This window comes from Mycobacterium sp. E2733 (assembly GCF_001667585.1).
Lineage (GTDB): Bacteria > Actinomycetota > Actinomycetes > Mycobacteriales > Mycobacteriaceae > Mycobacterium.
In genome coordinates this window covers 1-12,051 of record NZ_LZJZ01000088.1, presented here as the reverse complement: position 1 = coordinate 12,051, position 12,051 = coordinate 1, and the positions used below count along the sequence as shown (strand labels likewise).

Annotated in this window: 11 protein-coding genes; 9 read left to right on the top strand and 2 right to left on the bottom strand. The window is 65.9% G+C overall.

From position 1 onward, the window contains the following. Nucleotides 1–36 precede the first annotated feature (36 nt). Both A5678_RS16070 and A5678_RS16065 read left to right on the top strand, forming a co-directional pair. Nucleotides 37–810, top strand: coding sequence for a response regulator transcription factor (locus A5678_RS16070; RefSeq protein ID WP_068044055.1), 774 nt, complete (start codon nucleotides 37–39; stop codon nucleotides 808–810). Then, nucleotides 807–2,333, top strand: coding sequence for a cell wall metabolism sensor histidine kinase WalK (locus A5678_RS16065; protein WP_068044053.1), 1,527 nt, complete (start codon nucleotides 807–809; stop codon nucleotides 2,331–2,333). Before A5678_RS16070 ends, A5678_RS16065 begins: the two co-directional genes overlap by 4 nt. A 126-nt stretch (nucleotides 2,334–2,459) precedes the next feature. Here the strand turns inward: A5678_RS16065 and A5678_RS16060 are convergent, their stop codons facing one another. Then, complete coding sequence (locus tag A5678_RS16060; RefSeq protein ID WP_368664898.1) at nucleotides 2,460–3,026, bottom strand: DUF6611 family protein; 567 nt, start codon at nucleotides 3,024–3,026, stop codon at nucleotides 2,460–2,462. 353 nt (nucleotides 3,027–3,379) lie between these two features. On the opposite strand from A5678_RS16060, the gene A5678_RS27585 reads away from it, so the two are divergent. The 7 genes from A5678_RS27585 to A5678_RS16030 are packed head-to-tail and all read left to right on the top strand — an operon-like array spanning nucleotide 3,380 to nucleotide 11,572. Next, on the top strand, nucleotides 3,380–3,532 hold the full coding sequence (locus tag A5678_RS27585) for a hypothetical protein (RefSeq protein ID WP_197502161.1): 153 nt from the start codon (nucleotides 3,380–3,382) through the stop codon (nucleotides 3,530–3,532). Beyond that, entirely contained in the window at nucleotides 3,529–3,618 is a 90-nt protein-coding gene (gene kdpF / locus A5678_RS28350) for a K(+)-transporting ATPase subunit F (RefSeq protein WP_050790038.1), read from the top strand. The genes A5678_RS27585 and kdpF overlap by 4 nt, the downstream gene beginning before the upstream one ends. After that, nucleotides 3,618–5,288 (top strand): potassium-transporting ATPase subunit KdpA, encoded by a 1,671-nt coding sequence (gene kdpA / locus A5678_RS16050; protein WP_068044046.1) that lies wholly within the window; start codon nucleotides 3,618–3,620, stop codon nucleotides 5,286–5,288. Before kdpF ends, kdpA begins: the two co-directional genes overlap by 1 nt. Beyond that, nucleotides 5,288–7,438 carry a potassium-transporting ATPase subunit KdpB gene (gene kdpB, locus A5678_RS16045; protein ID WP_068044045.1) on the top strand — a complete coding sequence of 717 codons (2,151 nt, stop codon included), beginning with the start codon at nucleotides 5,288–5,290 and terminating at the stop codon, nucleotides 7,436–7,438. The genes kdpA and kdpB overlap by 1 nt, the downstream gene beginning before the upstream one ends. 1 nt (nucleotide 7,439) lies before the next feature. Then, on the top strand, nucleotides 7,440–8,315 hold the full coding sequence (locus tag A5678_RS16040) for a potassium-transporting ATPase subunit C (RefSeq protein WP_068044043.1): 876 nt from the start codon (nucleotides 7,440–7,442) through the stop codon (nucleotides 8,313–8,315). Nucleotides 8,316–8,327: 12 nt separating this feature from the next. Beyond that, nucleotides 8,328–10,895, top strand: a complete 2,568-nt coding sequence (locus tag A5678_RS16035; RefSeq protein ID WP_068044041.1) for a sensor histidine kinase KdpD — start codon at nucleotides 8,328–8,330, stop codon at nucleotides 10,893–10,895. Continuing rightward, nucleotides 10,892–11,572 (top strand): response regulator, encoded by a 681-nt coding sequence (locus tag A5678_RS16030; protein ID WP_068044039.1) that lies wholly within the window; start codon nucleotides 10,892–10,894, stop codon nucleotides 11,570–11,572. The genes A5678_RS16035 and A5678_RS16030 overlap by 4 nt, the downstream gene beginning before the upstream one ends. Nucleotides 11,573–11,649: 77 nt before the next feature. On the opposite strand, the gene A5678_RS16025 is transcribed toward A5678_RS16030, so the two are convergent. Continuing rightward, a complete protein-coding gene (locus A5678_RS16025) occupies nucleotides 11,650–11,937 on the bottom strand; it encodes a hypothetical protein (protein ID WP_068044036.1) in 288 nt (95 codons plus the stop codon). Nucleotides 11,938–12,051 lie beyond the last annotated feature (114 nt).

Sequence of the window (12,051 nt, the reverse complement as noted above, 5' to 3'; positions counted from 1 at the left end):
GACAGTTAGGTGTGTGGCTTGCCAGAATGTAGGAACATGACCGCAATGTCGGGATACGCGGGCGGCCAGCGCCCCCGCCAGGCCATCCTCGGGCAGCTGCCCAGGATTTATCGTGCCGATGGATCACCGATCAGGGTCCTGCTCGTCGACGACGAGCCGGCGCTGACCAACCTGGTGAAGATGGCGCTGCACTATGAGGGATGGGTTGTCGACATCGCCCACAACGGGCGCGAGGCCCTGGCCAAGTTCGACAAGGTCAGTCCCGACGTGCTCGTGCTCGACATCATGCTTCCCGACGTGGATGGGTTGCGAATCCTGGAACGCGTCCGCCAGTCCGACGCCTACACGCCCACGCTCTTCCTCACCGCGCGGGACTCGGTCATGGATCGGGTCACCGGCCTGACCGCCGGCGCCGACGACTACATGACCAAGCCGTTCAGCCTCGAAGAGCTCGTTGCCCGGCTGCGCGGGTTGTTGCGCCGTTCCGGCCAGCAGTCGCCCCCGGCAGCCGAGACCCTCAAAGTCGGCGACCTGCGGGTCGACACCGCCAGCCGCGAAGTGACCCGCGATGGCACCCAGATATCGCTTTCGTCGACCGAGTTCGAACTGCTGCGCTTCCTCATGCGCAATCCCCGCCGCGCCCTGAGCCGCAGCGAAATCCTCGACCGCGTCTGGAACTACGACTTCGCCGGCCGCACCAGCATCGTGGACCTGTACATCTCGTATTTGCGGAAGAAGATCGACTCCGGGCGCGAACCGATGATTCACACAGTGCGCGGTGTTGGATACATGCTGCGGCCGCCGGAATGAGCCAAGACCGGGACGCCATGTCCGGGGATCTCCCGCGGTGGCTGCCCCGTTCGTTACGCCGCCAGCTGCTGCTGGGCGTACTGGCGGTGGTCAGCGTGGTGCTGATGACGGTCGGAATCGTGTCCGTGCTGAGCCTGCGCGGCTACGTCACCGCGATGAGCGACGCCGACGTCGCCGAGTCTTTGGACGCGTTGGGCCACTCGTACACGAAATACCTTAAGGGTGAACACAATCCGGCCGACGGCGCCAAGCCGCTGCCTGATGCGATGCTGCAGTTCACCGATCAGACGCCGGGAAACCTGATCGTGGCACTGCACGACGGCACCGTGATCGGGTCGGCGGTCTTCTCGGAAGCCGAAGCACGGCCGGCGCCCGCCGACGTGGTCCGCGCCATCGAAGCGGAGTCGTGGGCAAACGGCCCGCCACGGACCGAAAACCTGGGCGCCCTGGGGTTCTATCGGCTCAAGAGCCACGTCGACGGATCGGACGTGCTGATTGCCGGGGTGTCGCTCAACCTCGCCGACCGAATCATCGCCCGCAAACAGGTCACCACCACCCTACTCATCGCGGCGGCGTTGGCGGTCACCGCCGGGCTCACCGTGTGGGTGGTCGGCTATACCTTGCGGCCATTGCGCCGGTTGGCGGCTACCGCGGCGGAAGTCGCCGCCATGCCGCTCGCCGACGACGACCACCGAATCAGTGTCCGAGTGCGGCCGCGTGACACCAACCAGCAGAACGAGGTCGGCATCGTCGGCCACACCCTGAACCGGTTGCTGGACAACGTCGATAGCGCGCTGGCGCAGCGCGCCGAATCCGACCTGCGTATGCGGCAATTCATCACCGACGCCAGCCACGAGCTGCGGACACCGCTGGCAGCGATTCAGGGATACGCCGAACTCACCCGCCAGGACAGTTCTGAACTGCCGCCGACCACCGAATACGCGTTGGCTCGCATCGAGTCCGAAGCGCGGCGCATGACGCTGCTCGTCGACGAGCTGCTCCTGCTCTCCCGCCTGGGCGAAGGCCAAGACCTGCAGAGCGAGGACGTCGACCTGGCCGACCTCGTCGTCAACGCCGTGAACGACGCGGCGGTCGCCGCGCCCGCGCACCATTGGGTGAAGGACCTCCCCGAGGAGCCGGTGTGGGTCCGCGGGGATCAAGACCGGCTACACCAACTCGTCAGCAACCTGCTCCACAACGCCCGGGTGCACAACCCGCCCGGGGTCACCGTCACAACCGGGATCACCTGCCACCGCGACGGGTCCGAGGCGCCGTGGGTCGAACTGACCGTCGCCGACGACGGCCCCGGGATCGATCCGGAGCTCCTCCCCCGCTTGTTCGAACGGTTCGCCCGGGCGGACAACTCGAGGCTCAACAGCTCGGGCACGGGGCTGGGCCTGGCCATCGTCAGTTCGATCGTCAAGGCCCACCACGGCTCCGTCACCGCCGAATCCGTCGAGGGCAGAACGGTTTTCCGGGTCCGGATCCCGATGATCGACGGCCCGGGCACCGCTAGGGTGTGACCTTCCTCGGCGGCCGCCCGACGCAGGCGCTTCCCGTGGTTGGCCTTCTTCCTCCTGCGGCGGGCCAACGTTCGGGTTGAGATCGTCGACGTCCCTGCCGCCACACGCACCAGACGGTCGGCAAGGTCAATACCGCAGCACCAGGCTGTCATAGGCCTCCCACCACGTGGCCTCATGCTCGACCGGCGAGATGGCATGAGTCGTCAACATGTGGTCGGCCTCGATCAGCTTGTCGACCAACGTTCGCCATTGCATGTACCTGCGCAACTCCTGCACGTCGGCGGTCTTGGGCATGAGGACGATCGACATCGACCTGGCTCGAACGCTGCGGGGTCCGGCCCGCAAGAAGAGGAGCATGCTGATACTCAGGTAGGCGACCGCGGCGACTGTCAGCACGGCATCGGGTGAGGCCATCGCGTTGCCAAACGTTATGACACCCAGCAGCATCAGCGCGGCGGCGGTCATCGGCCAAGCACGCCAGAGGCGCGCCAGCCGCCGATCGGCGGTACTGACTCCGGGTGGATAGATGGTCAGGCTGTAGCGGCGGACCCCGTACCGGCTGACCACGGCTTCATAGGATCCCCATGGGTGTGCGCCGTCGAGCAGTCTCGACAACCAACTGGGCCCAGAAATCGGCGCCCGGGCGGGCTGGGCAACTACGAGTTCAACGGTTCGGTGCTGAGACTCACGCATGGTTTCGGGTCTACGCTGAGCTGCCGGCGCGCGCCGCGATGACAACGGCATCCATACGCGCGAGGCGTCGATGTTTACGGATCCTTTTCGACCTTCGGGTTACGAACGGCTCGTGGCATGAGCCGACCGACCGGCGCATGCCAAAGCTGTTGGCGCAGTTGGTTGTTGGAAGCCGATTTACATCGCAGGTGATCGGGGCAGCGATCGGCTGGGGCAGGCGCGAGCGTTCGAACTGGCGTGCGTAAACAAACCGTAAAGTTGCACCGCGAGTTCGTTAGGAAAGTGTCAACCAAAGGCCCTACCGGATTCGATCCAGCTAACTTCAAGCTGACCTTGCCTCCGAGGAACACGCTGTGGCTACCTCGATGAGGTCCTTTTGTATGCACGCGACGGGCGCGGAACGGAGACAAGATGGGCTCAAAATGGGCATAGTGGCCTTTGTCGCGCTCACGGTGGCGGTGTTCGCCGCGCTCGGCCTGGTGCAGAAGCTGGTCGAGCGGCTGTGAGCTACGAAAACATCGTCGGTTTAGTGCTTTCCGTCCTACTCGCACTTTTTCTCGGCTGCGCCCTGCTGTTCCCGGAGCGGTTCTGATGAGCGGAACAGCCGCGGGGCTGCTCTTTCTCGCCGTCCTCGTCGTGGCGCTGGTCGCGGTCCATGTGCCCTTGGGCGACTACATGTATCGGGTGTACACGTCGGCAAAGGACGGCTACCTCGAGCGCGTCATCTACCGGCTTGTCGGGGTTGACGCGCGCTCGGAGCAGACCTGGGGCGCCTACGCGCGCAGTGTGCTGGCGTTCTCGTCGGTCAGCATTCTCTTCCTATTCGCGTTCCAACTCGTGCAGGGCAAATTGCCACTGCATCTGCATGATCCGGCCACCAAGATGACACCGGGGCTCGCGTGGAACACCGCGGTCAGTTTCGTCACGAACACCAACTGGCAGGCCTATTCCGGCGAATCCACCCAGGGCCACCTCGTGCAGATGGCCGGGCTCGCGGTGCAGAACTTCGTGTCCGCCGCGGTGGGCATGGCGGTGGCGATCGCGCTGGTGCGCGGATTCGCCCGCACGCGTACCGGAGAGCTGGGCAATTTCTGGGTCGACCTGGTGCGCGGGACACTGCGAATTCTGCTGCCCATCGCGACCTTGGGCGCGCTCCTGCTGATCGCGGGAGGTGCGATCCAGAACTTCCACTTGAACGACCAGGTCGTCACCGCCCTGAACGGGGCGCAGCAGATGATCACCGGCGGCCCGGTGGCCAGCCAGGAAGCCATCAAGGAGCTGGGCACCAATGGCGGCGGCTTCTACAACGCGAATTCCGCCCACCCGTTTGAGAACCCGACCACGTGGACCAACTGGCTGGAAATCTTTTTACTGCTGGTGATCAGCTTCTCGCTGCCGCGCACGTTCGGGCGCATGGTGGGCAGCAAGAAGCAGGGCTACGCGATCGCATCGGTCATGGCTTCGCTCTACGCGATCAGCGTGACCTTCATGATGTTGTTCCAGCTGCAACACCACGGCACGGTGCCGACCGCGGTCGGCTCGGCAATGGAGGGGGTCGAGCAGCGGTTCGGCGTCGCCAACTCCGCGGTGTTCGCCGACTCGACGACGCTAACCTCCACCGGTGCCGTCGACTCGTTCCACGATTCCTACACCAGCCTCGGCGGCATGATGACCATGTTCAACATGCAGCTCGGCGAGGTCGCGCCCGGCGGCACCGGCTCGGGTCTGTACGGCATGCTGATCCTGGCGGTGATCACCGTGTTCGTCGCCGGGCTGATGGTCGGCCGTACCCCCGAATATCTCGGCAAGAAGATCAATCCGCGCGAAATCAAGCTCGCGGCAAGCTATTTCCTGGTTACGCCGCTGATCGTGCTGACGGGAACCGCGATCGCGATGGCGCTGCCGGGCGAACGCGCCGGCATGCTGAACTCCGGCCCGCACGGGTTGTCGGAGGTGCTGTACGCGTTCACCTCCGCGGCCAACAACAACGGGTCGGCATTCGCCGGGATCAGCGTCAACACCAACTGGTACAACACCGCCCTGGGCCTGGCCATGGTCTTCGGCAGATTCCTGCCGATCGTGCTCGTGCTGGCGCTGGCCGGCTCGCTGGCCAAACAGGGTCAGACACCGGAATCGGCCGGGACGCTGCCAACCCATCGGCCGCAGTTCGTCGGGATGGTCGCCGGGGTGACCCTGATTCTGGTAGCCCTCACCTTCCTGCCCATGCTCGCGCTTGGCCCTCTCGCCGAAGGAATTCACTGATGAGCGCGACGATCGTCAACCCCGCTGAGCAGTCGCGGCCCGCCAGCTCCGCGAACACCAAACGGGTGCAGGGCGGATTGCTCGATCCGAAGATGCTGTGGAAGTCGACGCCGGACGCCCTGCGCAAACTCAGCCCCCGCACGCTGTGGCGCAACCCGGTGATGTTCATCGTCGAGATCGGCGCCACCTGGAGCACCGCGCTGGCGATCATCGACCCGACCTGGTTCGCATGGTTGATCGTGGTGTGGCTATGGCTCACCGTCTTTTTCGCAAACTCCGCGGAGGCGGTGGCCGAGGGCCGCGGCAAGGCCCAGGCCGAAACGCTGCGCCGCGCCAAAAGTCAGACGCTGGCGCGACGACTCAAGGACTACCGGCCGGGCGCCCCGGCCGTCGAGGAAGAGGTCGCCGCGCCGCTCCTGCAGCAAGGCGACGTCGTCGTGGTTGAGGCGGGACAGGTGATACCGGGCGACGGAGACGTCGTCGAAGGCATTGCCTCCGTGGATGAATCGGCTATCACCGGTGAGTCCGCACCGGTCATCCGCGAGTCCGGGGGTGACCGCTCGGCGGTCACCGGCGGAACCACCGTGCTCAGCGACCGCATCGTCGTGCGGATCACGCAGAAGCCCGGGGAGAGCTTCATCGACCGGATGATCGCACTCGTCGAGGGCGCCAACCGGCAGAAGACCCCCAACGAGATCGCGCTCAACATCCTGTTGGCCGCGTTGACGATCATCTTCGTCTTTGCGGTCGCCACCCTGCAGCCGCTGGCGGTCTATTCGAAGATGAACAACCCCGGCGTCCCAGACACCCAGGCGCTCAACGCAAACGGTGTCACCGGGATCGTGATGGTGTCGTTGCTGGTGTGTCTGATTCCGACGACCATCGGCGCGCTGCTTTCCGCGATCGGCATCGCGGGCATGGACCGGCTGGTGCAGCGCAACGTGCTCGCCATGTCCGGACGCGCGGTCGAGGCCGCGGGCGACGTCAACACGTTGCTACTCGACAAAACGGGCACTATCACCCTCGGCAACCGGCAGGCCGCCGCCTTCGTCCCCCTCGACGGCGTCACCAACGAGCAACTGGCCGACGCCGCGCAGCTGTCCAGCCTTGCCGACGAAACACCGGAGGGACGCTCGATCGTCGTATACGCCAAGCAGCATTTCGGGCTGCGCGCCCGCACGCCCGGCGAACTCGCCCACGCCCAATGGGTGAGTTTCTCGGCCAGCACCCGCATGTCGGGGGTCGACCTCGACGGGCACCAGCTGCGCAAGGGCGCGGCCAGCTCCGTCGCGGAATGGGTGCGCGGCCAAGGCGGCAAGGTCCCCCAGCAGCTCGGTGAGCTCGTCGACGGCGTCTCCGCCGGCGGCGGCACTCCGCTGGTCGTCGGGGAGAGCCGCGATGGCGAATCGGCGGTGCTAGGTGTCATCCACCTCAAGGACGTCGTCAAGCAGGGCATGCGTGATCGATTCGACGAGATGCGCAGGATGGGCATCCGGACGGTGATGATCACCGGCGATAACCCCTTGACCGCCAGAGCAATTGCCGATGAGGCCGGTGTCGACGACTTCCTCGCTGAGGCCACGCCCGAGGACAAACTCGAGCTGATCAAGCGGGAGCAGGAGGGCGGCAAGCTGGTCGCGATGACCGGCGACGGCACCAACGACGCGCCGGCGTTGGCCCAGGCCGACGTGGGCGTGGCGATGAACACCGGTACGTCGGCCGCCAAAGAGGCGGGCAACATGGTCGACCTGGACTCCGACCCGACCAAGCTGATCGAGATCGTCGAGATCGGCAAGCAGTTGCTGATCACCCGCGGCGCGTTGACGACCTTCTCGATCGCCAACGACATCGCAAAGTATTTCGCGATCATCCCGGCCATGTTCGTCGCGCTCTTCCCCGGGCTGGACACGATCAACGTCATGCGGCTGCACAGCCCGGAGTCGGCGATCCTGTCCGCGGTGATCTTCAACGCACTCGTGATCGTGGCGCTGATCCCGTTGTCGCTGCGGGGCGTGCGCTACACGCCGAGCAGCGCGTCAAAGTTGTTGAGCCGCAATCTCTACATCTACGGCCTGGGCGGCATCGTCGCCCCGTTCGTCGGAATAAAACTGATCGACCTGATCGTCCAATTCGTCCCGGGGATGTCCTGACATGAGCTTCTCGACTTTCGTGCGCATGCACTGGGCGGCCTTCCGCGCGCTGCTGGTACTCACCGCGATCACCGGCATTGCCTACCCGCTGTTCATCTGGCTGGTCGCGCAGATACCGGGGCTGCAGGACAAGGCCAACGGGTCGATCCTCACCGCCAATGGGAAGCCGATCGGCAGCCGGCTGATCGGTCAGCTGTTCACCGATCAGGCCGGCAATCCGCTGCCGCAGTATTTTCAGGGCCGCCCCTCGGCGGCCGGCAACGGCTACGACCCGCTGTCGTCTGGCGCGAGCAACCTCGGGCCGGAAAGCATCATCGACACACCCGGCAAGCCGAGCCTGTTGACAACGGTCTGTTCGCGCAGCGCGGCCGTGGGCCGACTCGAAGGCGCGGACGCATCGCGGCCGTTCTGCACGGGCGGGGGCGTCGGTGCCGTCCTGTCGGTGATCGGACCCCGCGACGCCCGTGGGAACGTCATCCATCCCACCAGGGTGGTGAGCATCAACGAGCCGTGCCAGTCGACGCCGGCACCGTTCCTGGCGCTCTACGAGGGCGTGCGGGTCGAGTGCGCCAAGGGCGGCGAGGACTACACGATCGGCCAGATCGTTCCCATCCGCGGGGCCGCACCCGCCAACCCGGCCGTGCCCGCCGACGCCGTGACCGCCGGCGGCAGCGGACTAGACCCGAACATCTCGCCGGCCTACGCCGGCCTCCAGGTGGCCAGGGTGGCGAAGGCCCGGCATGTCAGCGCCGCCCAGATACGTGAGGTGTTGGCGCAGAATCAAAGCGGCCGCACCCTCGGTTTTTTCGGTGAACCGTGCGTCAACGTGCTGCAACTCAACCTGACACTCGATCGCAAATATCCGGTCTCGAGCTAGCGCGATAGGTGGATGATGGTTGACGTGAGTGTCGTTGACCACCGTCCCAAGCGCGGCGAGCTGCGGATTTACCTCGGCTCAGCTCCGGGGGTGGGCAAGACGTATGCGATGCTGGGCGAGGCTCATCGCCGGCTGGAACGCGGTACCGATGTCGTGGCCGGCGTGATCGAGACCCACGGCAGGGCGAAAACCGCTGAGCTGCTTGACGGCATCGAGTTCATTCCGCCGCGCTACATCGAATATCGTGGCGGCCGCTTCGCCGAGCTCGACGTTCCGGCCGTCCTTGCGCGCAGACCGCAAGTCGTCCTGGTCGACGAGCTCGCGCACACCAACACGCCGGGCAGCAAGAACGCCAAGCGCTGGCAGGACGTCGAGGAACTGCTCGACGCCGGGATCACGGTGATCTCCACCGTCAACGTCCAGCACCTCGAGAGCCTCAACGACGTCGTCGCCCAGATCACCGGCGTCGAGCAGAAAGAGACGATCCCGGATTCCATCGTCCGGCAGGCTTCGCAGGTCGAGCTGATCGACATCACGCCGGAGGCGTTGCGCCGCAGGCTCTCCCACGGCAACGTCTATGCTGCCGAGCGGATCGATGCGGCGCTGTCCAATTATTTCCGTCGCGGAAACCTCACCGCCTTAAGGGAATTGGCACTGCTCTGGCTGGCCGACCAGGTCGACACCGCGCTGGCTAAATACCGCGCCGAGAACAAGATCACCGAGATGTGGGAGGCGCGTGAGCGCGTCGTGGTGGCGGTGACCGGCGGCCCGGAATCGGAAACGTTGGTGCGTCGGGCTTCGCGGATCGCGTCGAAGTCCAGCGCCGAGTTGATGGTGGTGCATGTGATCCGCGGGGACGGGCTGGCCGGACTGTCGGAGGCACGGATGGCCAAGATTCGGGAGATGGCGAGCAGTCTGGACGCCTCGCTGCATACCGTGGTCGGTGACGACATCCCCACTGCGTTACTCGATTTCGCCAGGGAAATGAACGCGACCCAGCTGGTGATCGGCACCTCGCGGCGGTCGCGGTGGGCACGGCTCTTCGAGGAGGGCATCGGCGCCAGGATCGTCGAGCAGTCGGGCAGAATCGACGTGCACCTGGTCACCCACGAGGAATCCAAACGCGGCTTCCGCGCGGCGTCGCTGGCGCCCAACGAGCGGCGGGCGGCATCATGGCTGGCCGCCATCGTCGTTCCGTCGGCCATCTGCGCGGTCATCGTCACAGCGCTCGACCCGTATCTGGGCACGAGCGGCGACAGCGCGCTGTTCTTCGTCGGAGTGCTTCTGGTCGGGCTGCTGGGAGGCGTTGCCCCGGCGGTAGTTTCGGCGGTGCTGTCCAGCCTGCTGCTGAACTACTTCCTGACCGCCCCCCGGCACACCTTCACCATCGCCGAACCCGATGCCGCCGTCACCGAACTGGTGCTGCTGCTGGTGGCGGTCGCGGTCGCGGTCCTCGTCGACGGCGCGACCAAACGCACCAGGGAAGCCCGGCGCGCCTCCCAGGAGGCCGAACTGCTGATTCTGTTCGCGGGTTCGGTGCTGCGCGGTGCTGATCTCGAGACGCTGCTCGAGCGGGTGCGCGAGACCTACTCGCAACGCGCGGTCAGCATGCTGCGCGAACCCAGCGAGGAGGACCGCGCCGGCGGCAGGAAGGCGGATGTCGTCGCCTGCGTGGGCAGGGATCCTTGTGCCACCGTCGATTGCGCGGATACCGCCATCGAGGTCGGCGACGACGAGTTCTGGATGCTGCTGGCGGGCAGGAAGCTTTCGGCGCGCGACCGCCGGGTGCTCAGTGCGGTGGCCAGGCAGGCGGCGGGTCTGATCCGGCAGCGCGAGCTGGCCGAGGAAGCCGGTCGGGCCGAGGCGATCGTGCGGGCCGACGAGTTGCGGCGCTCGCTGTTATCGGCGGTCAGTCACGACCTGCGGACGCCGCTGGCCGCGGCCAAGGTCGCGGTGTCCAGCCTGCGCGCCGAAGACGTCGCGTTTTCGGCCGCGGACACGGCGGAACTGCTGGCAACCATCGAAGAGTCGATCGACCAGCTGACGGCGCTGGTCGGAAACCTCCTCGATTCGTCGCGCCTGGCCGCCGGCGTGGTGCACCCCGACTTGCGCCGGGTGTATCTGGAGGAGACGGTGCAACGGGCGCTGATCAGTATCGGTAAGGGCGCGACCGGCTTTTACCGATCCGCCATCGATCGGGTCAAGGTCGACGTGGGTGACGCCGTGGCGTTGGCCGACGCCGGGCTGCTCGAACGCGTTCTCGCCAACCTGATTGACAACGCGCTGCGGTACGCGCCCCACTGTGTGGTTCGGGTCAACGCGGGGCGCGTGGGCGATCGGGTTCTGATCAACGTCATCGACGAGGGTCCCGGCATTCCGCACGGCACCGAGGAGCAGATCTTCGAGGCGTTTCAGCGACTCGGCGATCACGACAACAGCACGGGGGTGGGTCTGGGCATGTCGGTTGCGCGGGGCTTCGTCGAAGCCATGGGCGGCACCATCGCCGCCGGCGACACCCCGGGCGGCGGGCTGACCGTGACGGTGGAATTGGCCGCCCCGGAACCGGTGGGTGAGCGATGACTCGGGTGCTGGTGATCGACGACGAGCCGCAGATCCTGCGGGCGCTGCGCATCAACCTGTCCGTGCGGGGATACGACGTGATTACCGCGTCGAGCGGTGCGGGCGCGCTGCGGGCCGCCGCCGAGCACAAACCAGACGTGGTGATCCTCGACCTGGGCCTACCCGACATCTCCGGTATCGACGTTCTGGCCGGGCTGCGGGGCTGGCTCACCGCACCGGTGATCGTGTTGTCGGCGCGTACCGACTCATCGGACAAGGTGGAGGCCCTCGACGCCGGGGCCGACGACTATGTCACGAAACCGTTTGGAATGGACGAGTTTTTGGCCCGACTGCGGGCGGCGGTCCGGCGCAATGCAGCGGCGTCCGAGCTGGAGCAGCCGGTGATCGAGACGGAGGCCTTCACCGTCGACCTGGCGGCCAAGAAGGTCACCAAGAACAACGCCGAGGTCCACCTGACCCCCACCGAATGGGGGATGCTCGAGGTGCTGGTCCGCAATCGCGGCAAGCTGGTCGGCCGCGAAGAGCTCCTCAAAGAGGTGTGGGGCCCGGCGTACGCCACCGAAACCCATTACCTGCGCGTCTATTTGGCGCAGCTACGACGCAAACTCGAGGACGACCCGTCGCACCCCAAGCACTTGTTGACCGAGTCGGGCATGGGGTATCGGTTCGAGGCGTGAGCTTCTGCGGCGCCGCGGGCCATGGTCACATCTGTCACTTACGTATCCGCGCCGGAGGACTCGACTATTTGCCCGCCTCACAGCGACAGCTTCGCCGCCTGACGCAGAGCCAGCACGCGCTGATGGATTCGGTGTTCGGTGGAGCGTGGGATGGACCTCGGTCCGTACCGGCCGCGGCCGACGCGCCGCACTCTTTCTCGGCCGATCTCCCAACGCAAAGCGTCCGAAATGACCTTCGACGCCCTGCCATGGACTTGAAAACCCTGCCGGGTAAGGGCTTCGATCATTTCGCCGACGGTCGTCGGCCCGTTGTGAGCCAGGTGCATCGTGAGCACATAGCGCAGTTCAATTCCCCGAAGATTCATCGCCGCACCATCGCACACGGGTGTGACAGCCCGCCGTTGTCGCTATGAGGCGGGCAAATCGTCGAGTCCTCCGGCGCGGATACGTAAGTGACAGATGTGACTTATCCCGCGATC

What these genes read in the sequence shown, in the direction of transcription:
- A5678_RS16065 (WP_068044053.1), top strand. Translation starts at nt 807, where the DNA reads ATGAGCCAAGACCGGGACGCCATGTCCGGGGATCTCCCGCGGTGGCTG.
- A5678_RS16035 (WP_068044041.1), top strand. Translation starts at nt 8,328, where the DNA reads ATGATGGTTGACGTGAGTGTCGTTGACCACCGTCCCAAGCGCGGCGAG.
- A5678_RS16030 (WP_068044039.1), top strand. Translation starts at nt 10,892, where the DNA reads ATGACTCGGGTGCTGGTGATCGACGACGAGCCGCAGATCCTGCGGGCG.
- A5678_RS16040 (WP_068044043.1), top strand. Translation starts at nt 7,440, where the DNA reads ATGAGCTTCTCGACTTTCGTGCGCATGCACTGGGCGGCCTTCCGCGCG.
- kdpB (WP_068044045.1), top strand. Translation starts at nt 5,288, where the DNA reads ATGAGCGCGACGATCGTCAACCCCGCTGAGCAGTCGCGGCCCGCCAGC.
- A5678_RS16025 (WP_068044036.1), bottom strand. Translation starts at nt 11,937, where the DNA reads ATGAATCTTCGGGGAATTGAACTGCGCTATGTGCTCACGATGCACCTG.
- A5678_RS16070 (WP_068044055.1), top strand. Translation starts at nt 37, where the DNA reads ATGACCGCAATGTCGGGATACGCGGGCGGCCAGCGCCCCCGCCAGGCC.
- A5678_RS16060 (WP_368664898.1), bottom strand. Translation starts at nt 3,026, where the DNA reads ATGCGTGAGTCTCAGCACCGAACCGTTGAACTCGTAGTTGCCCAGCCC.
- kdpA (WP_068044046.1), top strand. Translation starts at nt 3,618, where the DNA reads ATGAGCGGAACAGCCGCGGGGCTGCTCTTTCTCGCCGTCCTCGTCGTG.